This is a genomic window from Paenibacillus sp. BIHB 4019 (genome assembly GCF_002741035.1).
Classification (GTDB): domain Bacteria; phylum Bacillota; class Bacilli; order Paenibacillales; family Paenibacillaceae; genus Pristimantibacillus.
Genome location: NZ_CP016808.1, coordinates 1,650,889 through 1,672,557 on the forward strand (window position 1 = coordinate 1,650,889; position 21,669 = coordinate 1,672,557).

Annotated in this window: 21 protein-coding genes; 17 read left to right on the forward strand and 4 right to left on the reverse strand. The window is 45.5% G+C overall.

All coding sequences use genetic code 11. The features are described 5' to 3' along the window. Positions 1-140 precede the first annotated feature (140 nt). On the reverse strand, positions 141-1,676 hold the full coding sequence (locus BBD42_RS06920) for a glycosyltransferase family 4 protein (RefSeq protein ID WP_150131520.1): 1,536 nt from the start codon (positions 1,674-1,676) through the stop codon (positions 141-143). Between the two features lie 241 nt (positions 1,677-1,917). On the opposite strand from BBD42_RS06920, the gene BBD42_RS06925 reads away from it, so the two are divergent. Genes BBD42_RS06925 through BBD42_RS06945 form a run of 5 tightly spaced genes read left to right on the forward strand, consistent with a single transcriptional unit; the run spans position 1,918 to position 8,044 of the window. Next, positions 1,918-3,192, forward strand: a complete 1,275-nt coding sequence (locus BBD42_RS06925) for a nucleotide sugar dehydrogenase (protein WP_099517583.1) — start codon at positions 1,918-1,920, stop codon at positions 3,190-3,192. Positions 3,193-3,204: 12 nt separating this feature from the next. Beyond that, positions 3,205-4,167: an NAD-dependent epimerase/dehydratase family protein gene (locus tag BBD42_RS06930; protein ID WP_099517584.1), complete on the forward strand. Its 963-nt coding sequence runs from the start codon at positions 3,205-3,207 to the stop codon at positions 4,165-4,167. Between the two features lie 33 nt (positions 4,168-4,200). Further along, the gene (locus BBD42_RS06935; RefSeq protein WP_099517585.1) at positions 4,201-5,421 is read left to right on the forward strand and encodes a glycosyltransferase family 4 protein; all 1,221 of its coding nucleotides are present in this window, start codon (positions 4,201-4,203) and stop codon (positions 5,419-5,421) included. Further along, positions 5,418-6,776, forward strand: coding sequence for a glycosyltransferase family 4 protein (locus tag BBD42_RS06940; RefSeq protein WP_099517586.1), 1,359 nt, complete (start codon positions 5,418-5,420; stop codon positions 6,774-6,776). The genes BBD42_RS06935 and BBD42_RS06940 overlap by 4 nt, the downstream gene beginning before the upstream one ends. A gap of 32 nt (positions 6,777-6,808) precedes the next feature. After that, on the forward strand, positions 6,809-8,044 hold the full coding sequence (locus tag BBD42_RS06945) for a sialidase family protein (protein ID WP_099517587.1): 1,236 nt from the start codon (positions 6,809-6,811) through the stop codon (positions 8,042-8,044). Between the two features lie 63 nt (positions 8,045-8,107). On the opposite strand, the gene BBD42_RS06950 is transcribed toward BBD42_RS06945, so the two are convergent. Beyond that, positions 8,108-8,566 carry a hypothetical protein gene (locus BBD42_RS06950; RefSeq protein ID WP_099517588.1) on the reverse strand — a complete coding sequence of 153 codons (459 nt, stop codon included), beginning with the start codon at positions 8,564-8,566 and terminating at the stop codon, positions 8,108-8,110. A gap of 153 nt (positions 8,567-8,719) precedes the next feature. On the opposite strand from BBD42_RS06950, the gene BBD42_RS06955 reads away from it, so the two are divergent. Continuing rightward, on the forward strand, positions 8,720-9,358 hold the full coding sequence (locus BBD42_RS06955) for a class I SAM-dependent methyltransferase (protein WP_099517589.1): 639 nt from the start codon (positions 8,720-8,722) through the stop codon (positions 9,356-9,358). Positions 9,359-9,430: 72 nt separating this feature from the next. Here BBD42_RS06955 and BBD42_RS06960 read toward each other — a convergent pair whose 3' ends face one another. Then, positions 9,431-10,339: an NAD-dependent epimerase/dehydratase family protein gene (locus BBD42_RS06960; protein ID WP_099517590.1), complete on the reverse strand. Its 909-nt coding sequence runs from the start codon at positions 10,337-10,339 to the stop codon at positions 9,431-9,433. 173 nt (positions 10,340-10,512) lie between these two features. Between BBD42_RS06960 and BBD42_RS06965 the strand changes: the two genes are divergently transcribed. The 8 genes from BBD42_RS06965 (at position 10,513) to BBD42_RS06995 (ending at position 16,756) form a co-directional block, all read left to right on the forward strand. Next, complete coding sequence (locus BBD42_RS06965) at positions 10,513-11,154, forward strand: TetR/AcrR family transcriptional regulator (protein ID WP_099517591.1); 642 nt, start codon at positions 10,513-10,515, stop codon at positions 11,152-11,154. A 120-nt stretch (positions 11,155-11,274) separates the two neighbouring features. Beyond that, positions 11,275-12,024 carry a flagellar motor protein MotB gene (gene motB, locus BBD42_RS06970; protein ID WP_099517592.1) on the forward strand — a complete coding sequence of 250 codons (750 nt, stop codon included), beginning with the start codon at positions 11,275-11,277 and terminating at the stop codon, positions 12,022-12,024. A 94-nt stretch (positions 12,025-12,118) separates the two neighbouring features. Further along, positions 12,119-12,532, forward strand: a complete 414-nt coding sequence (locus tag BBD42_RS06975; RefSeq protein ID WP_099521500.1) for a MarR family winged helix-turn-helix transcriptional regulator — start codon at positions 12,119-12,121, stop codon at positions 12,530-12,532. Positions 12,533-12,601: 69 nt separating this feature from the next. Beyond that, positions 12,602-13,630 (forward strand): LLM class flavin-dependent oxidoreductase, encoded by a 1,029-nt coding sequence (locus BBD42_RS06980; RefSeq protein WP_099517593.1) that lies wholly within the window; start codon positions 12,602-12,604, stop codon positions 13,628-13,630. Positions 13,631-13,733: 103 nt separating this feature from the next. Then, positions 13,734-13,904, forward strand: coding sequence for a hypothetical protein (locus BBD42_RS31715; RefSeq protein ID WP_172455341.1), 171 nt, complete (start codon positions 13,734-13,736; stop codon positions 13,902-13,904). A gap of 308 nt (positions 13,905-14,212) precedes the next feature. Next, positions 14,213-15,712 (forward strand): MFS transporter, encoded by a 1,500-nt coding sequence (locus BBD42_RS06985; protein ID WP_099517594.1) that lies wholly within the window; start codon positions 14,213-14,215, stop codon positions 15,710-15,712. A 55-nt stretch (positions 15,713-15,767) separates the two neighbouring features. After that, positions 15,768-16,187: a hypothetical protein gene (locus BBD42_RS06990; RefSeq protein WP_099517595.1), complete on the forward strand. Its 420-nt coding sequence runs from the start codon at positions 15,768-15,770 to the stop codon at positions 16,185-16,187. Between the two features lie 32 nt (positions 16,188-16,219). Beyond that, on the forward strand, positions 16,220-16,756 hold the full coding sequence (locus BBD42_RS06995; protein ID WP_099517596.1) for a TetR/AcrR family transcriptional regulator: 537 nt from the start codon (positions 16,220-16,222) through the stop codon (positions 16,754-16,756). Between the two features lie 157 nt (positions 16,757-16,913). Here BBD42_RS06995 and BBD42_RS07000 read toward each other — a convergent pair whose 3' ends face one another. Next, positions 16,914-18,080, reverse strand: a complete 1,167-nt coding sequence (locus tag BBD42_RS07000) for a serine hydrolase domain-containing protein (protein ID WP_099517597.1) — start codon at positions 18,078-18,080, stop codon at positions 16,914-16,916. A gap of 357 nt (positions 18,081-18,437) precedes the next feature. Between BBD42_RS07000 and BBD42_RS07005 the strand changes: the two genes are divergently transcribed. The 3 genes from BBD42_RS07005 (at position 18,438) to BBD42_RS07015 (ending at position 21,644) form a co-directional block, all read left to right on the forward strand. After that, positions 18,438-19,655, forward strand: a complete 1,218-nt coding sequence (locus BBD42_RS07005; RefSeq protein ID WP_099517598.1) for an MFS transporter — start codon at positions 18,438-18,440, stop codon at positions 19,653-19,655. Between the two features lie 36 nt (positions 19,656-19,691). Then, a complete protein-coding gene (locus BBD42_RS07010) occupies positions 19,692-20,543 on the forward strand; it encodes a sugar phosphate isomerase/epimerase family protein (protein ID WP_099517599.1) in 852 nt (283 codons plus the stop codon). A gap of 87 nt (positions 20,544-20,630) precedes the next feature. Then, positions 20,631-21,644, forward strand: coding sequence for an ROK family protein (locus BBD42_RS07015; protein WP_172455421.1), 1,014 nt, complete (start codon positions 20,631-20,633; stop codon positions 21,642-21,644). The last annotated feature ends 25 nt before the right edge of the window (positions 21,645-21,669 follow it).

Genomic DNA, 21,669 nt, shown 5'->3' on the forward strand with positions numbered 1-21,669 from the left:
GGAAGATAACAGATTAGAGATTTTATCTTCAGGCTGCGCTGGCTGTATGGCTGGATCATGGTCATTTGCGGGCCCTACTTGTTGGTTTTGTAATACATGGCTTGCCCGTTTCAGTCTGGGGCGGCGTTTACGTACTCGCCTTACGATCTTTTTCTTGTAAATCTTCTTTGTCTTGTAAATCTTCTTTGTTTGCTTCTTTGTTTGCTTCTTATTTTTCTTTTTCGCTTTATTGCTCCCGGTTGTTTTTTTCTTCGATTGGCGCGCCATTTTCTTCTTCCCCTCTGTTGTGGCGTTACTGGGCTTTGCAGCTCAGTCTGCTGGGCCATCTGTGGTTCGATTTGCGGCTCGATTTGCGGTTCGATCTGTTGCTCAGCCTGCTGTTCAGTCTGCGGCTCATTTTGTTCGGGATGCTTGCTCCTCGCCAACTCATATAGTGCTAACACCCGGTTAGTCATCTCAGGCAATGCCCAATGCCGCTCTCCCCATTCTTTTGCCTGACTCGCCATGCTGCTCAACCGGTTTGTATCCTGTAAAGCGGATCTTAAGCATAAATGCAGCTCATTAATATCTCCGGCATGAAATACAAGCCCATTCACGGCATGGGTTACCATTTCCGGTATACCGCCAGCGTCAGAAGCGATAACCGGCTTGCCCGCTATTTGAGCCTCAATAACGGCAAACGGCTGATTATCCTGCATGCTGGGCAAAACGATAAAATCTGCCTGATGAATCAAAGCGGGAACGTCCTCCCGGTTTCCTAAAAAAATGACGTGGTCGCCCAGACCGAAATCTTTCGTTATATTCATGATTTCTTCACGGAGAGAGCCTTCTCCAGCTAACCAGCAAACCCAATCCGAACGCTCCGCTTTCAGTTTTACGAGTGCATGAATGAGATAAATATGTCCTTTCACAACATCAAAGCGGGCAGGACATAAAAATACGCTTGCTCCTTCAGGCTTGACAATCATGGTATCACGCAGCATATTTTGTTGAAATTGTTCTTTATCAAATCCATAGTGGCTTACGATAATCTTGGGCTCGGGAACTGCAAAATCCTCAACCATTACTCTTTTTAACCACTCTGAAGGCGATATCGTGACATCACTGACTGTTGCCCCCAGATGCTCGCGCAATGCCGAATATTTCCAAAGCGGGGAATTTGTATCTTGGTCTGTTAACCCCAATGTCTTTAATCTAACGAACCATTCCCTTGTCAGGCATCCGTGAATAGTCGTTACTAAGGGCGTATGGGCAGGCTTTACACGTGACAATGCATGAGCACTCATAATGTCCTGCGCATGAATGATGTCATACTCGGCCAAGCCGAAATACATAGCAGCTGCTTCAAAACAGTAACGCTCAACCTCAGAAAATGTAATCCAGGGATCAATTCCGGACAAATGGTGATCCATGTAGTGGTTCGATTGATGGGCAATCAGCGGTTGCAGCTTGGCTTTATCAATAGCCATCTCTTTGCCCGGAATATAAAACCCCTGCCCATCAGGTGTCGGGGAGAAGATATCGACATGATGCCCCGCGAACTTCAGCCCTTCTTCCAGCTGATTTACATATGTGTTTACGCCGCCGGCATGTGGCAGCGACCAACTGCAGGCGATTAATATTCGCATGTGTTCCCTCCGATTGGTCTGTCGTCCAAATATAATATGAGATTTCAAGTGCGTTGTTAACGTACACCAACCTATTTATACCTCGTATCGATACAGGCAATTATCATGTCGTTTTTTCTTTCCAGCCCCATTAATTCCAACTATTGTTTCCAAAACTCAGCGCCTCTCTCTATTTCTGCTAGACCTCGTGATACTCTACTATTTCCATAAAATTTAGACTCTCAACTATAGCAGCTTTGATTCATTCGCGTATTATGCTAGAAGATGAATCAAAGGAGCTGACAGAGTGATGGAGCATGCCCCTAAATTTAAAATTGGCATTATCGGTCTGGGATACGTTGGATTGCCACTCGCCAAATTGTTTCTGGAAGGAGGAAACACGGTTTACGGCATTGATGCCGATGAACGAAAAATCAATATGTTGATGAAGTATCAATCCTATTTGTCTGACTTTAAGAGGACGGATATTCGAAAGCTTTTTAGTAAAAATAGTTTTCATGTCAGCACGAAATTCGACGTAATCGAGAAGGTCGATGTTATAATCCTTTGCGTTCCGACACCGCTTGATGAGCAGCATCAACCTGATTTGAGCTATGTAATAGGCGCAGCACAAAGCTCACTTCCCTATTTGCATAGAGGGCAGCTCATTGTGCTGGAAAGCTCTACATTTCCAGGAACAAGCGAGGAACGGCTAAAACCGATGCTGGAGTCAACTGGACTTCTTGTAGGCAAAGACATTTCGCTCGCCTATTCACCAGAGCGAATTGATCCCGGTTCTAAATGGGAGCTGGAACAAATCCCTAAAGTGGTTGGCGGCGTAACTCCATCCTGCACAGCCTATGCGAAGCAAGTATATGGCTCAGTGTTTAATGAAGTGGTCCTTGTGTCATCGCCACGCGTTGCTGAAATGACGAAGCTTCTGGAAAACTGCCAGCGATACTTGAATATTTCATTTATGAACAGTCTGTTGAAGTTAAGCGAGGAGCTGGATATAAATCTCTGGGAAGCCATCGAGGCAGCAGGAACTAAGCCGTTTGGATTTACAAAATATTATCCAGGCCCTGGCGTTGGAGGGCATTGCATTCCGGTCGACCCCCTATATTTATTGTGGAAGGCAAGAGAACATCATATGGATTTGCCGTTCATTGACCTTTGCCATCAAGTAAACGAGGATATGCCGGGGTACATTGTAGGACGAGTGGCAAAGAGCCTGCAGCCAAAAGCGCTTAAAGAATGCAGTGTGCTTGTCATTGGAGTTACGTATAAAAAAGACGTTAATGATATGCGGGAGTCCGTTGCGCTGCCTATTATGGAGCATTTACTGCAAGCGGGCGTCAAACTGGGGTACTTTGACCCCTATGTGAAGGCTCTAAAAATAGGCGAAACCGTCCTTCATAGTACACCGCTCACTGCCCGAAAAATGAAAAATTATGATTGCACTTTAATTTTAACGGATCATTCCAATATCCCATATGAGCTTCTTGTGGCGCACACGCCCATTGTCATCGATACACGTAACGCCACTGGAAAAATGGCAGAGCGAGAAAATGTTATTTTACTCTAGGAGGGTATTCCATTGAAGGTAGCAGTAACAGGCGGTGCAGGTTTTATCGGCTCTCATTTAGTAGAGCGTCTGCTGGAAGCGGGCCATACGGTTTGGACGTTGGATGATTTCTCGACCGGACGGCCGGAGTTTTTATCCCATCTTCAAGCTAATAAACGCCATACGCTCATCCAAGGCTCGGTAACTGACCGAAGGACGCTCAAGAAATTAATGGATCGAGTGGACGTGGTCTTTCATCTAGCGGCTGTGTTGGGTGTTAAAAATACGGTAGAGGATCCCCTCAAGGTTATTGAAGGCAACATTGATGGCACGCGCAATGTTCTTGAATTGGCATATCCACGTCATACAAAGGTCATTTTTTCATCAACATCCGAAATATATGGAAAAAATAAAGTGCTGCCCTTCCACGAAATGTCCGACCGTTTTTATGGGGCCCCTTCTGTTCATCGTTGGTGTTATGCAACAGCAAAATCGCTCGATGAGCATATGTGCTTCGCCTATGCAGCAAAGGGACTCCCTGTCACCGTGCTTCGATATTTCAATGCATATGGACCAAGACAAACGAATTCGCAATATGGCGGGGTGGTCGCAAGATTTATTAAAGCAGCTCTGAAAGGGGAACCGCTTGAGGTTTATGGCGACGGAGCACAGACGCGTTGCTTCACCTATGTGGACGATACGGTTAATGGCACATTAGCAGCACTTCACGAGAAAGCAAACGGACTCGCCTTTAATATTGGCTCTAATTGCCCTATCACAATCTGGGAGTTGGCGCAGCTGATTATTAGGCTAAGCGGTTCGACCTCCCCGATATTGCTTAAATCGTATGCCGAAGCTTACGGTTCAGGCTATGAAGATATGCCTGGACGTGAGCCGGATTTGACTCGATCCGAATCATTGCTCGGCTACAAGCCTTCCGTGAATTTGGAAGAGGGGCTTCACAAGACAATTGAATGGTATCGCAATCGGTTATGAAATGAATCCTTGCAGCCGAATGGGGAGTGACAGATGAAAATTGGACTTGTTTCCTATTGGTGTATTCCTTATACAGGCGGAGTATCCACTTATGTTTTGGCGCTTCAAAAAGGCCTTGAGGAGAGAGGGCATGAAGTTGACATCCTCTCCCATAACCAATCCGGATTACATTATCATATCGTTAATAAAGGCAAATCCATTGATAAGCAAACCTTTTTAACTCCGATCATGAAACAAATTGGGATTCGCTTCAATATGAAATCAAGAAACTACGATGCTTGGCTTGCGGCAATGGAAGGCGAGCGTCTTGCTTTCCGCCAAGCTCTAACAACATTCACACTAACAAAATACGATGTGCTTCATGCACAGGATGTTATTTCTGCGACTGCTGTTTCTGAAATTAAACCAAAGAACACTCCGCTTGTCGTGACCCTCCACGGCAAGCTGGAAGCCGAATGGAAGCTTCAAGGCGTTATTTCAGACCCCTCCCCGGCAGCAACGTGGGCTAGTACACTTGACCAATATGGAAGCAGGGTGGGAGACCGAATCATCGTTCCTTCAAAGTGGCTCAAGCAGCAGTATGAGTCAACTAGCGATTTAGAAAAAGATCCATTTGACGTCATCCCTTATGGCTTCGATACGTTATCTTTTCTGCGCCAAGCCATAAGTCTGAAGGGGGCCATTCCAGAAAGCAGTTTAAAGCTAATCGTTTGTCCGGCGCGCCTGGATGCGGTAAAGGGCCACGAGGTTTTACTACATGCTCTTGAGCTACTGCGAAAGAGACGGTCAGATTGGGTTTGCTGGCTAGTTGGGGATGGTCCGCTGCGCCCAAGGCTTGAGCAACTGACCAATCATTTAAAGCTTCAGCAGCATGTTATGTTTCTGGGACATCGCAACGATATGGCTGCACTTCTAAGTCAGGCTGATATGGTCGTGGCACCAAGTATTCATGACAATTTGCCTTTTGCCATCATGGAGGCACAAGTAGCCGGGAAACCAATAATTGCTTCGGATGCAGGAGGAATTCCAGAAATGATAGCTGATGGAGAAAGCGGGTTATTATTTACATCCGGTCGTGCAGATTTATTATGTGAACGAATCAATAAACTACTTGACGATGACTGGCTTCAGAAAAGACTTGCCAATCAAGCCAGATACCATGGGCTTAGGCAGTGGTCTTTGGATTCCATGACGGAACGAACGCTGCAGCTGTACGATGAGGCGCTTCAAGCCAAGCAGCGTGGTGGAAAATGAGGATTCTCCTTGCCACGTATTGGAAGCTCCCTCATGTTGGCGGTGTATGGGCATATATCCAAGATTTAAAAACTAGTTTGGAGCGTCTAGGCCATGAGGTAGATGTGTTTGCGAGGCATCCTGATGAAAAAAGCTACTATATGCTGGGTACAGGGCAGCGAGTACAGAAAAGGTATTTCAAACAGCTCGTCGAGCGAGAAATTAAGGCCGTATATGCTGCACAGCAAATTCCCATTGATCCATGGATCGTCGATCAAGAAATTGAGTTTTGCACCTATGCGCTAGCAGCCTCGTATTTCGGACTGAAAAAATATGATTTGATTCACGCGCAGGATGTCATATCCTCCCGGGCGCTATGGCAGATTAAGCCGGAGGGCCTGCCTTTAATAAATACCATCCATGGATGCCTGGCGACCGAATACTGGCTTTCGCTTGAAGGAAAAGCACCGCCTGCATTCATTTGGAAATATGCTTGCGCAAGAGAATATTATGGAGCTACTTCGAGCGATTTGTCCATCGTGCCGACGAAGTGGCTGCAGCGGACACTAGCCAGCTATTTAGTGCCAATCGATCATATGGAAGTTGTCCCCTATGGAATGAACGTTGAACATCACTTGCAACGGATGAAAGAGAATACTGCCTTAATGCTCCCGTCCAACCTCCACATTATTGCCTGTCCAGCGAGGCTTGATAAAGTGAAAGGCCACAGCAGCTTGCTTAGTGCTTTATACCAGTTAAAGCAAACCAGAAGCGATTGGATTTGTCTGTTCATTGGCGATGGCTACCTTCGGTCAGAGTTGGAAAATCAGACTGCTCATTTGGGACTGAGCCATCATGTGCTTTTTATTGGCAGCAGAAACGATGTGCCCGCACTGCTGCAGCAATCCGATATTGTTGTACTCCCGAGTCTGCATGATAACCAGCCTTATGCTGTGATGGAAGCACAGATCTCGCGCAAGCCCCTCGTCGTCTCCAATGCCGGCGGAATTCCGGAAATGGTAAGTCATAACCATACAGGATTGATGGCAAATGCAGGTGATAGCAATGAACTGTCGCGTTACTTGCAATTGCTGCTCGAAAACCAATCGCTTTCACAAAGATTAGCTTATAACGGTTACGAATGGGGGATCAAGCAATGGTCGCTTCCGAAGATGGTCGATCGAGTAGTTGACTGTTATGAAATACTTCTAAGTAACCAGCATATAAGAAAAGCAAACCATCCCCCGAAATATGCCGGCCATCATGGTTCCGGAATATGTGAAATGCTCCGCAAGAATCAAGGCATGTATATTCCAGCTTCCTTCTCCATCGTGGATGATCACATTGTAGGCTCGGTTATTTTTCAAGCGAGGTAAGGATAACTAAAAGTATAGAAAGGAAGTTTTAAATGACAAATATACAAGTAACCCCCTCAGGCCCTCAACAGGAGCCGTCGATTGCGCTCAATTCCCTGGATCAATCGACCGTTATCGTAACGACGAATGACTTGCGTTCGGGAAACAATATGACGACCGTCTACCGCTCGATTAATAGCGGAGCCTCGTATACCCAAATGCTGATGTCACCTCCGGTTGGATTCGCAGCCTCCGGTGATGGGGTTGCTGCGTATGGTTATTCCAATTTGTTTCTTGTTGCTGCGACTGCCCTAAATGTTAACCCTGTAGCAGATTCATCGATCATTGTTTACCGCTCAACCGATAATGGGGCCTCTTTTTCAAGTCCAATCATTGTCAATCAAGGGTTTGGCACGGCCGTGTATAACGATAAACCAGCGATAGAAATTGATACGGCAAATGGCAGCCCCTATCTCGGGCAGGCATATATTGCATTTACGCGCTATTTCAACAATTTTAAAAATTCCGAAACGTTATTTCAACGATCACTCGATCAAGGATTAACTTGGTCTGCACCTATATTGTTAACCAATCAAGTACAAGGTGTAACTAGCTTCGGATCATCAATCGCTGTTGGGCCGCAAGGCGATATTTATGTGGGATGGATGCAATATGGGCCGGGAACACCGCAATTTCTTATGCGTCGATCTGTTGATGGCGGGGTAACGTTTGGACCCATTATTACGATATCAACCGTTTCGCTTGTTCCGACCCCTCTCCCTGTACCAACCTTTGGCTTTCGCGTCCTGACTATTGCTTATTTAGCGGTCGACATTTCGCCATTCAATGGCGAGGGCATTGTCTATGCCGCCTGGCAGGATAACCGAACAGGCAATGCACACATTTATATGTCGCGTTCAACCGACAGAGGCGTCTCCTGGTCCACGCTGCGTCAAGTAGACGATAGCCCTGCCGTATCACAAAACTTTTTACCCAATTTAACGGTGTCTCGTGACAATGGAGGGGTAAAAATTATGTACTATACAAACCGAATCACCACCACGCTGCTCGATGTGTTTCTGGCAGAGTCCAACGATGCTGGCTCCACGTTTTTACCTAACCGCCGCATAACAAGTGTCTCCTTTGATCCTAACGCCGATCCGTCGATAGGGGTCCCTACTCCGTCCATCGGCGATTACAACGATCTAGTTGTAAATGCCGTGGGAAATTCTATTATTGTATGGATGGATACTCGCACAGGCTCACAGAACATTTTTGAGGATGTGTAAAAAAATAGGTGATTGAAGCTTCATTCTCATGAAGCTTCAATCACCTGACAATGCTTAGCTCCCTTATAAATAAACAATACCATCAAAATGAACGGGTCCGGTTATCGTGGCGGAGTTTTGCCCAATATGCTCTACAGTCAGGGCGTATTGTTGAAAAGTGCCGACGCTCCCGGCTGTGGCAGCTTCGGTGTGCTGAAACGAAGTTGTGAAATCAAGCGGAACCCACGGACCATCAGATACTGTTCCCAAGAAAACGGAATCCGTCGTCTGAAATACAACGGTTGCCGGGGCGCTTGTTCCTCCGCGCCGAATCCGAAAAAGCAGCTTCGGCACAATATTCAAGAGCAGTAATTGCGCCTCCCATCCGATTGTGGCTTTCAACTCAATCCGGTTATTAATATTATTAATCTGGAGAAAGAGAGACGTCAGCAGCACTTCCGAGCCTGGAGAAATGATAAACGGTAGCGAACCTGTTCCAACAGCAACCTCTTGAAACTGGTAATCTACTATTGTAACGGCCATAACTATCACCTCCTTTCTAGTAATGCGCTCCATATATTAGATTCATAGACAAGGTCTGATGCAATGTACAGATGTACCAGGAGAAATGGCTGATATTTTCAAGGACAGACAACTGTGAGGAAAGAAACTAGGCTGATAATGGAGGAAAAATAGATGGATGACGAAATCGCAAAGATGGAACGGATGTATGCTACCTCCATTCATGATGTCATGATGGATCATCATTACCGCTATCATTTTGCAACGCGCTTTATCCGCCCTGGAGATTTCATATTAGATGCAGCATGCGGCTCGGGATATGGCACCCATTATATGGCCATTCATTCCCCAAGTGCATTAGTCGTAGGAGTTGATCGCTCGGAGCATGCATTAAATTGGGCAATTGATCTTTTTTCAGGCGGCAATACGGTTTATGTAAAAACAGACTTGTCCGGATCGTTTCGTGAAGAGCTTCCTCTCCAAACGTTCGATGTTATTACCTGTTTCGAAACCGTGGAGCATATAAAGGATGATCGGTCATTTATTCAAAAGCTTTATGAATCGCTGCATACAAACGGTATTCTTCTCATCTCGGCCCCTAACGAAGAGATTATCCCCCATTTGAAAAACCCTTATTTTCTCCACGGGGTGAATCCTCACCATTATCGGCATTACCGGCCAGATGAATTGCGTAAGCTGCTAACGGATTGCGGTTTTACAATCGAACAGGTGCTGACACAGGATAATGAGACGTATGAGTTGGTTTATGGGCGGGAAGACGGGTTTGCGAATGTGCTTGTAGCCATAAAATGATGCCTAATAGTAAAGCCGGTAAATGTCATGATTTTGAATGACATTTATCGGCTTTTGGCTTATACCTATCCTTCAACGATATTGCTGATAGCTTTGCGTTAATCCTTCAAACAGGCTGCTCATTGGCCGCCATCCTAACACTCGTTCAGCTTTTGAGTTATCGAGGCAGCTATCCATAATATCACCCGGCCGTTCGGTGCCATACGTAATCTGGGCGTCCTGGCCATGAATCATTTTCATCATGTGTATGAGGTTGTTTATAGAAGTCCGCAAACCCGTGCTTATATTAATCGTCTCTTGCTCTCCTTGGTGGATAGCCGCCAGGTTTGCCTTAACAACATCCTGTACATAAATAAAATCCCGAGTCTGGTCGCCGCTGCCGTGAACATGTACAGGAAGCCCTTTATTTAATTTATTTAGAAATATGGCGACAACACCGCCTTCTCCTGCAGAGCTTTGACGGGGGCCATACACGTTGCTATAACGCAAGATGGTATAGTTAATGCCGTACATTCTATGAAACAATCGAATATAGCTTTCGCTAGCCTGTTTAGAAAGCCCATAATAGGAAATGGGGGCGGGAACAGCTTCTTCTTCATGGCGTTCGTTATTGGAGTCTCCGTATGCGGCGGAAGTGGAAGAGAAAATAATTTTACTTACTTTAGCTTGTTCGCAAGCTTTTAAGAGCCGGATGGTTCCGACAATATTAACAGTAGAGTCAAAAGCCGGGTCAGCTATTGAACGCTGGACATCGACTTGAGCAGCCAGGTGAAAGACAACATCAGGCCGAACATGTTCAATAATTTTAGAACAGGCATCACTGTTAATGTCCTCAACATGCAGGATAGCGGCAGGATTCACGTGATTTTTTGATCCCGTTGATAGATTATCAATAACATGTACCACAGCACCGCTTTGGATAAGCATATCCGTTAGATGGGAACCAATAAACCCCGCACCTCCGGTAACCAACGCTTTCATAACTCAACTCCTCATTAAACGATATACTTCATAGTACGCATATCAATGGAATTGGAAATGTGCATATATCTCATCAGCTATAGCCAATTTATTCGTTTGTAGACATTAACGATTGCAACATGCTAAAATCATCATGTGATGAATTATTGTTTTGAAGAAAGTAGGCCGACAAAGTGAAAGAGACGAAGCGCCGCCCAGGGCGCCCATCCAAGGATGATCCATTCCAGAAAGAGCAGATATTGGCTCATGCCCTTATTGAATTTGCCAAGCATGGTTATGAGGGGGCAAGTCTTAGAAAAATGGCCAGCTTATCGAATGTGGATGTCGCCCTGCTATCCTACCATTTTGGGTCAAAGCTTGGTTTATGGACTTCGGTGGTCGATTATTTAACTGAACGGATCACGCTTCAAACCGTACCCTTTAAAAATAATTACAGGCATATGAAGCTAGAGGCTGCTTGCCTTGCTCTTGTCGACAATATTGTAGATTTTTGCTTTGAATTTCCTTTCCACATGATGTTTGTGACGAACGAGTTGTCCCATCCGAGTGAACGTTCCACCTATCTAATGGATAAAATGCTCCTGCCAACATACCGGCACCTCGTGCCTTTTATTAAGGAGTGTATGGAGGCTGGCGTTATCAAGAAGCAGGAGCCTACTCTCTATTATTTAATGCTTGTAAACTCCGTTTCCCTTCTTGGAACGATTCCTAATTTTGTGAATGAGTTCAAAGAAGACGTTACGGCAAGCAGCGATCTTAAAGGCGAAATGAAGCAATCCGTTTTGGCTAATTTTTTTCAAATAGCCGTCGATTAAAAAGGGAATAATAAGAAAGGGAACCCATTTTGCTTAAAAAATGGCTCCTTTTCTTATTATTATAATTCATCGGTTGTTGAATTGATTCTATTCAAATCAGACTTGAAAGGTGTGGAACAAATGAAACGAAACAAGCATGAACATGAAGAAGAGCATGTCGATGAGTCATGGCTGCTGCCCTATTCGGACTTAATGACTTTACTAGTCGCTTTATTTATCGTGCTTTATGCCATGAGCAGCGCTGATGCTGCAAAGTTCGAACAGATGTCGCAAGCTTTTCGGATGGCCTTTAATAGCGGTACTGGCGTACTCGAAGGGCAGCCTGCATTAGAGAATCCTGTCATTGCAAAATCAGATAAGGGAAACGTACAGGAAACGCCGGATACCGCGCAAGCACAAGAAATAAACGAATTAGAGCATATACAATCGCAGGTGAACCAATATATTTCCGAGCACCAGCTCACCGCAAAGCTCGAAACCCAAATGACGGATGAAGGGCTGCTCATTACGATTAAGGATGATGTTTTATTTGCTTCCGGCAGTGCCAAGGTCCAAAGCTCCAATATCAGCATCGTCAAAGATATATCACAGCTTCTGGTTATGGACCCTATACATAATGTAATCATTAGCGGACATACCGACAATGTCCCGATTGGCATGACTGAATTTGATTCCAATTGGCATCTTAGTGCCATGCGAGCGCTCAATTTTCTAAATTTATTGCTGCAAAACAAGGAGCTCGACCCCCGGAACTTCAGCTCCAAAGGCTTTGGCGAATATAAGCCCATTGACAGCAATGCTACAGAGGCGGGCCGGCAGCGCAACAGGCGTGTTGAAATTTTAGTGCAGTCTCATACACTTCCGAATTAATAATCAAAATCGTGAATGCACAAGCCAGTTGTATATTTCATTTAAACATGATATCATTAGCGTGCTAAACATTTTATCGCAAAGGCGTGACGTTATGATCGAAGACGAAATTCGACAACTGCTAGATAAAATAGCCGCTCAAACACGAAGAGACTATGCCAATATGCTGCGTGAATTCCAGTTGCATGTAGGGCAAGACAATATGCTTTGCCAGCTATGGAGAGGTGATGGCATAACGCAGCAGCAGCTTTGCGAAAATTTGAATTGCGAGCCCTCGACTGTTACTAATATGCTGAATACGCTAGAAAAAAATGAGATTGTATATCGGCAGCGCGATGCTGCAGATGCTAGGATAAGCAGAGTTTATTTAACCGCTAAAGGGGCTTCTTTAGAACAACCCGTTCGTAACGTTTGGATGAACCAGCAGGAAAAGCTGCTGCAGGGCATTTTGCCTGAGGAGCGGCTGCTGCTACGAAGACTTTTGATGCAAATGGAGGATAATCTATAATGATTCCTCTATTTTTTTTCATTATATATTTAGCATGCTAATAAAAAATGATGAGAAGGAGCTTTTAAAATGACAGAATCCCCATCCCAAGGAAAATTAAAATTATCTATTTTGGATATTGCTACGATTATGACTGGAAGGTCTGCTGCTGAGACATTAAAGGACTCATTGGACCGCATCCAGTTGGGAGATCAATTAGGATATACCCGTTATTGGTTTGCCGAACATCATAATACTGAAAATCAGGTGAGTACATCGCCGGAAATCATGATCGCTAATGCAGGAGCACATACGAAAAATATTCGGGTAGGCGCAGGAGGAATTATGCTGCCGAATCATAGCCCGCTTAAGGTTGTAGAAAACTTCTTAACCCTTGAAGCGATGTATCCGAAAAGAATTGATCTTGGCATTGGCCGGGCAGCAGGAACAGACGGCTTGACTGCCTTGGCCTTGCGGCGTTCGCGAGACGCTGTGAACTCGTATGATTTTCCAGAGCAATTGGATGAAACGCTCGCCTTTTTCTCGAAGGATTTTCCATCTGACCATCCGTTCAGCCAAATTACACCGTTTCCTGGCGAAAGCAGCATGCCCGATATCTATATGTTAGGCTCCAGCAATGGCGGCGTTCAATTTGCCATTCAGAAAGGGCTCGGGTTCGTATTCGCTTCGTATTTAGCGCCGCATCTTGCTGTACCTATGCTGCGAGCGTATAAAGAAAATTTTAAACCGTCCAAGTTTTTATCTAAGCCCCAAAGCATGATGTCCATGATTGTGATTACGGCTGAAACGGATGAAGAAGCGCAATATTTGGCAGGCCCGGTTGAATTGTTTTGGGCCAAGCTTCAAACTTCGGGTACTATTCCTACGTTCCCCACATTAGAGGAAGCCAGCCGCCATACTTATTCGCCAGCCGAAGAGTCCGCACGAAAGCAAAATAAAGATCGCTTTATAATTGGCGGTATAAACAAGGTAGCAGCCCAATTGGAACGCTTGGCAGAACAAGCCATGATAGATGAAGTGATGCTGCTTGATTTCTACACGGAGAAAGATGCAAGCCACAATGCGTATCGGTTGCTGGCCAAAGCCTTTCTTCAGTAAATGGCAGCAATTGCAGCGGCGTATGCTTCAAGTTCCGCTTGGGCTGGGATAAAATTCAATCCAACTTCTCATACTACATTTTGAAAAGATGGAGGTGAATATAATGCCCAAAAATAGCGCCGATCCCAAAATGGACCGCTCTAATAATCGTGCAGATAAGAAAAACAATCAACAAAACGACGATCACTTAACGGAAGAAGCCCAGACGTTGACCGGCAATAAAGCCGCCGATTTTGCCCCAAGCTTGAATGGTATTTCCAAAAATGAAGTTTAACTAGTAGTCTAGCTGCTTTAACGCCACAATCAGGCGGGAAAGCAGCTTTTCTTCACCTGGCATAGAATATAGATTAAAAAATTTATAATTGACATAAAAACCGTCTGGACGGTACAATAATTTAAATTGCTCCCTTTTTATAACCGTATACGACCGTTTACTCAGACCAAGCTTGTACTAAAAAATTCGGAAAGAGGGGTGATCTGCTAGGTTATATTATAGCCCTATTTTTTTAGGGCAAAAAAAAGACCGTCTGGACGGTTTTTATTTATGTCGAGAAAGGCCAATACCATAATTAGAGGTGCATCATGCAAAAGTATCAGCGATGGATTATGCTTGCGATTGTTTCAATCGCGCTCTTACTCATTTCTTTAGATATGACCATTTTGTATACGGCATTACCGACACTAACCTCTGATCTTTCGGCAAGTGCTTCAGAGAAACTATGGATTATAAATGCATATCCACTCGTTATGTCAGGGTTGTTATTGGGGATTGGCGCACTGGGTGATCGATTGGGGCATAAACGAATTTTTGCAGCGGGTTTGGTTGTTTTTGGAGCGGCTTCGCTTATTGCAGCTCTTTCGCCAACACCAGCAATATTAATAATCGGGAGAATTTTTCTAGCTGTCGGTGCAGCCATGATGATGCCTGCTACCCTTTCCATTATTCGAATTCATTTTGAAGATGAGCGTGAACGATATTTTGCCTTTGGGGTTTGGGGTTCCGTTTTCTCAGGCGGTGCCGGTCTCGGACCACTCCTTGGAGGAGCATTGCTTGAACATTTCTATTGGGGCTCTGTTTTCTTGCTTAATATACCGGTTGTTTTACTAGCCTTTTTATTTTCACTTAAGTTCGTGCCTGCTGATAAAGGCCATTCTTCCCGCAGTTGGGATTGGATGGGCTCTATTCAGATCATGCTTGGTCTTATCGGTGTTATTTTTGCAGTTAAAGAAGCTACGAGACGTGGCGGGTACATGGAGATGGCGATTATCTCCCTGCTAATTGGCGCTATTTCGATTTTCTTTTTCATAAAGAGACAAAAAACGATCAATGACCCCTTGATTGATTTGGGATTGTTCAAAAATTGGCGATTTACGGGCGGAGTCGTTACGGCAATGCTTGCCAGCTTTATTTTGGTTGGCTCGCAATTGCTGTTTACCCAAAGATACCAGCTTGTACTTGGGTACAGCCCATTAAAGTCTTCCTTATTTATGATTGCAATTCCGATTGCCTCCTTTATAGCCGGAATCGTGATGGGTATGTACACGCATCGATTTAATTTATTAAAAGCACAACTATCAGCCATCATTGTAGCCGGATTAGGACTAGGGGGTTACTTGATATTCTACAATGACAGCCCTATTATGCAAGTCCTTACGATGGTCATACTCGGTTGTGGGTTAGGGGTTGGAGGCACAACCGCCTCAAATGCAATTATGAATAGCGTGCCCATCGAAAAATCAGGCATGGCAGCATCAAGCGAGGAGGTTTCCTATGAGTTGGGCAGTGCGCTGGGTGTAGCTATTTTAGGAAGCTTCTTATCCTTTTTTTATACCCGAAATTTTGTTCTTACGGCAGATATTGTGGCGCCGCCCATGGTTAGAGACAGTTTAGACGAAGCTTTGTTGGCCGCAGAAAATCTTTCGGCTCAAGCAGCCGCCACTTTAATTGATACGGCTAAAATCGCTTTTAACCAATCATTTGTCGTCGTTAACCTGGTCGCACTTGGCATACTGATTGTGGGCGGCCTAGTCATTACTTTCGCCATTCAAGCCGATAAACGCAGGCCATCGCCAAAGCACTGAAAGCCCGGCTGGGGTTAACCCAAATCTAATACACTAATCGATAAGGAGTTTTGTCATGTATCAAATCTTTCTTTATCTGCACGTCCTAGGGGCCGTATTACTTGGCGTATATATACTGCTTCCCGCATTAGTACTCTATATTCAGCTGGACGAGAAATCGCAACATCTCTACCTGCGTTTATTGTCTAAGCTGAACCGTTTAGGCCAATTTGCTTTAATCCTCACCTTTCTTACAGGCGGTTATCTAGTCAGCCAAGCGGAGTATCCAACCATTTGGTGGCTGCTTGCAATTGTTCTGCTAGTAGGCATCGCTGCAGTGAGCGGAATAATGGGCAGTAAAATACGCAAAATTTTGAAAGAAACGGACACAGCGATTAAAAATAAAATAGGAGCGATCCGCTCCTTGAGCTTTGCAGCCAGCGTATTATATTTTTTAGTATTAACACTCATGCTCTTTCCGAATTTTTTTGAGTAGCGTATGATAGAGTAAAAATGAGGTGACTACCTTTGAACACCCAGGCAAAACGTTTGCTTATTTTATCAGCCGCTTCAACTGTAGTCAAAACGCACGGTGCAGAAAAGCTTACGCTTGAGGCCGTTGCCAAAGAGGCTGGAATAAGCAAAGGCGGCTTGCTCCATCACTTCCCAAACAAGCAAGCATTGATATACGCGATGGTGGATGAGTCAACCAGCAGCTTTTTCGCAGATCTACATCAAAGAGCCATGAATGAGTCAAAAGATACTGGCAAATGGAGCCGCGCTTATATTGACTCGACCTTTGAGGATGTACAAGACGGCAATATGTTAAATGCAGCAATTATAGCATCCCTATTTTCAAATCCAGACATTCTTGCGAAGCTGCAAAGCGAATACTCCATCTGGCAAAAACAGATTGAGAACGATGGCATTGACCCTGTACAAGCAACCATTATTCGCTTGGCTGTTGACGGTCTATGGTTCTCAGACATACTGGGAGTTATAGGCATAAGTAATGAACTGCGTGATCAAGTGCTTCAATATTTAACTAATATGACGAACAAATAAAAGACACATTCCCTAATGCCACATTGGGCAAGATAATCCAGACCGTTCATCATTCAGGAGTAGCTGAAAATAAAACAGGAGTGAAGCAGCCTTAATGAGGCCACTTCACTCCTTTTGATTTCCGGGAAAACCGACTAACCTAGCTTTCTTTGAATGACTATTTTTTGATGCTGTCATAAACAGCTTCACAAAGGTCAACCGTAAACTGGCCCGACATGCCTTCCAGTGCAGTATTAGTAAACGCCACGAAGCTGAGCCGCTGCTTTGGATCAACGAACCACGAATGTCCGTAGGTACCGCCCATGCGCCATGTGCCCGGTGATTCCGGTGTATTTGCCGCAAGGGGATCCCTCAGCACCGTGATGCCTAAGCCGAAGCCGCGCCCTGGCCAATGCGCCATTGGCAAATCCCCAATCTGGTTGGTAGTCAGCTCACGAACTAGAGCCTCCGGCAGCAGGGGCGCTCCTCCTTTACGCAAAGTTTCCAGCAGCTGCATGAAATCCCCGGCGCTGCCGACCATGCCGGCACCTCCCGAAGGATAGGCTGTACTGTCAAATGCACGGCCTGGAGCAAGGCGAAAGCCTGCTGTGCCTTCCAAAAAGCCGATTTTGTCAAAATCCAGTATCGGCCTCGGCTCTGGATGATCATTGGTATAAGCGGCAGCCAACCGCTCAGGGTCCACTGCAATAAAATCGGTGTCGCTCATGCCAATCGGCTTTGTCACTAAGGAATGTACAGCCTCGCTGAGCGTTGTTTCCGTTACCTTTGCAATGACCGCTCCGAGCACATCTGTCGCGATGGAATATTTCCACTCGGTGCCTGGCGTATAGAGTAGCGGAACAGAGGCAATACGCTGCAAATTCTCTTCCAACGTAATACCCGGCTGATCCATGCCATCCGATACCCCGGCTTGATGATAGGGACCATTTTCTTCTTGAAAGAAGCGGTAAGTCAGACCTGCGGTATGCGTCATCAAATGGCGAATCGTCAAAGCTGCTGACTCTCCGCTTTGTAATCGCGGCCCGAACTCGGGAAGCCAACGATCAACGCGGTCATCCAACTGCAGGCGGCCTTGCCCAATCAGCACTAGGGCGGCCGTTGAAACGATAGGTTTAGAAACGGAAGCAAGGCGGAACAAGGCATCTTCTTGCATGGGCCGGTTTAGCTCGCGGTCGGCAAAACCGGCAGCGCGGCTGTACACCATTTTTCCATCTATCGCCACTTTAATGACAGCACCGACCAAACGCTTGTCAGCAATCGTCTGATCAATTACCTCATCCATTCGGCCGGGTAGAAATTCTGGGCTAACTTTGCTTGCATCCATTTTATTCAACAGCCTTCATCCTTTCGAATAGTTAAAGCTTTAATGCTTTACTATTGTGAGTTAATTATATTAAATAAGCGTTTTCGTTTATATAAGGCAATTAAGTTAAATCAGTCTTGCAGCAGTCAAAATGAAGACAGTTAGCATGGAAAACCTTAAATTTAAAAGAGCTGATTTCAATAAAATAGTAGCTCAGTGTCAGAACCACAGCTAAACAAGACCTTATGCAAAACCCATAATCCCATATGATTTGTGCAAAAAGACAGCTTTTTAATGCGGTTGCAATACGTTATGATAAGCATGCTTAGTTATTAAACATCTTTAAAAAGTATCTCAGCGAGCAAGGGGGGGCGTCTTATGTACGAACATTTACACGCAAGACAGATTGGATTATGGCGTAATGCCATCTATGTGATTTTCACTTTATGCGGCTTTGCCACAGCATCCTGGATTTCCCGTACGCCAGCCATTCGTGATACACTCGGCGCTTCGACTGGCCAGATGGGCTGGATTATTTTCGGGCTGTCTGTTGGCTCAATCCTCGGCTTGCTTGGTGCAGGGCATTTTATTGCCAGCAAGGGCGGACGTTTTGTCATGATGAACGGGATGCTCATTGCTGCAGGAGGCCTCGCAATCATTGCTCTTGGCAGCTCTTTTTTCACCTTTGCACCTGTTGTGTTCGTGGGGTTAGCAATTTTCGGATTTGGCTTTGGCATTTGTGATGTGGCAATGAATGTTGAGGGCACCATGCTGGAGCGCGCAATGAAAAAATCCTTGCTGACCGGCTTTCATGCTGCCTTCAGCTTAGGTACCTTTATCGGCGCTGTCGTGGGCTGGATAGCAACGAAGTCTCATGTGTCCGTCATCATGCATTTGGGTATTGTTCTCATTTTATTAGTTGTGCTCATCGTTTATTTGTCCCGATTCGTGCCTAAAGGAACAGGACAAGAAAGTAAAACAGACAAGAATGCTCCTACGCTAACGACTAAAGAGCGCCTTGCCATCTGGAAAGAGCCGCGTACCCTGCTGCTTGGCATTATTATTTTGGGTATGGCCTTCGCGGAAGGCTCAGCCAATGACTGGCTTCCTTTAATTATGGTCGATGGCTATGATACTTCTGCTTCAACAGGTTCGTTCGTCTATGGCATATTTGTAGCTGCAATGACCATCGTTCGGGCAACTGGCGGCATGCTGCTCGATAAATTCGGCCGAGTAGCTGTGCTGCGAGCGTCGGCTGTATCCGCTATTGCCGGCCTGCTCATCGTGATCTTGGGCCACAATTACATCATCGCTTCTATCGGCGTTGTATTGTGGGGCTTTGGCGCAGCCTTCGGCTTCCCTGTCGCTTTGTCCGCCGCTGGCGACAATCCGCATGGTGTAGCTGCACGGGTCGGAGCTGTAGCAACAGCCGGATATTTAGCTTTCCTTGTTGGGCCGCCGCTGCTTGGCATGATTGGCGATTCAATTGGCTTGCGTATGGCCTTAATCGTCGTCCTTGTCGGCATTGTATTCGCCGGGCTGACGTCTCATGCCGCGAGACCTCTTGGCGAGAAGGGTCAGACAGCTACCAAGTAAGCAATACCATTTCTTATACCCATTGGAGGTTTTATTATGACTATGAAAATTGGCTTGCAAATGTTCTCTGTCCGCGAAGAATTTGGCAAGGATCGCGCAAAAACGCTGCAGCAGCTAGCTAAGATCGGCTACAAGTATATTGAAATTCCGCTTAGCTTCGACGAGGAAAGCCCATTTAGCATACAAGCGCTGCCTGCTGACAAATTAAAAGAAATGACCGACCGTGAAGGCATTCAGATTATGGGAACACATATTAACGTCGATTCAGAGCAGCAGCTGGATGCCATTATCGCATATAACTTGGCAATCGGCTGCACGAAGGCTGTTATTCCAATGAAGCTATTTCAAGGCTACGATGACGCTCTCGCGTTCAGCAAGCAATTACAGGCTTATGGCAAGAAGCTCTATGAGAATGGCATCCAGCTGTATTATCATAATCACTTTCAAGAATTTCAAAAATTCAACAATCAAATGGTGCTCGATATTATATTGGAAAACACGAATCCCGATTACTTAAAAATCGAACTGGATACCTACTGGGCAATTAGAGGCGGAGCTGATATCGATTCCTTGCTTCAAAAGCTAGGCAATCGCTGCGTCCTCCTTCACCTAAAGGATATGCCAGTTAGCGCCAGCCCAATCGATGTCCTCGGCACCATCCCTGAAGGCAGGGCAATTACGCTGGATGATTTTTATCCGCTGTTTAATGATCGGAACTTTATAGAAATTGGCCAAGGCCATCTCGATATGAAAGCGATTATTCAATCCGCTATCCAGTTCACGGCGACCGAGTACATCATTATCGAGCAAGATGTTATTGCGATCGATGCGCTGGAAAGCGTCGAAATGAGCTATAAAGCATTATCAAGCTTGCTTGAAACGATATAAACACTGCCCGCAACTAAGGTATAATATTTTCATCGTTCATGAAATTGTTTAACCGTCAGGATGGTGAAAAAAATAAAGCTTCCATTTGTGAATCCTAAATTAATGGGCGAAATGATCCGGCAGCAAATTCGCAGCGCGCTCTATTATGAGCAGGAGTCGACCAAGGTCGAAATCGCTCAAATAACAGGGCTGACCTTCCCGACCGTGAGCAAAGCTATGGAGGAAATGAAGGCGGATGGCGAGGTTTTGCTGTCGGGGCTGCGGGAATCCAGCGGAGGCCGCAGGCCGCAAATGTATATGCTGAATGCAGCGCATATGTCGGGCTTAGCCGTGTATTTGGAAAAGGACTGCACCATTTATACTTTGCTGAATTATGTCGGAGAGGTCCTTCTGCAAGAGAGGCTGCCCGGTGTTTTGGATGAAGGGCCGGAAGCGCTGGACCGTCAAATGAAGGTTTATTTGGAGCGATATCCGCTCATCCGCGCTTTGACCTTCGGCGTTCCTGCGAGCGTGACGAACGGCCAGGTTTTTCATATTCCCAGCTACGAGAAATTTAACGGCTATGATTTGAAGGCCGCTTACGAGAGCCGCTACCGGCTTCAGGTCCAAATTGAAAATGATATGAACGCCACGGTACTCGGCTATCATGACCAGTTGGATAACAACAAAAGTTTATCGCTTGTTTATCTGTATTTCGGCATGAATGGCCCTGGTGCCGGCATTATGGTCAATGGGAAGCTCGTCAGAGGGAACACCTTTTTTGCTGGCGAGGTTTTTTATTTGCCCCTTGGGCAGCAAAACTTTGGCGAGGTCATTCAAGAGCTTACCAATCGTTCGAACAAAAAGCGCGATGATGCCAAGCTGATTGATGCCATGAGCCGCTTGGTTGCGATTTTCACGGCAACGCTGAACCCGGATATTTTTATTTTTTGCAGCATCAATCTGTCGGAGAAGGATCTGGAGGAAGTAAAAAGCCGCAGCGCTCTTTATGTGCCAGAGGCTCATTTGCCAGCGCTTATTATTCGAAATTGGCAGCAGGACTACATTCATGGATTAAAGCAAATGACAATCCGTACGATGCTGGGCACGGGAATCGAATAACATTCGTTACAAAGTTATATGCGGC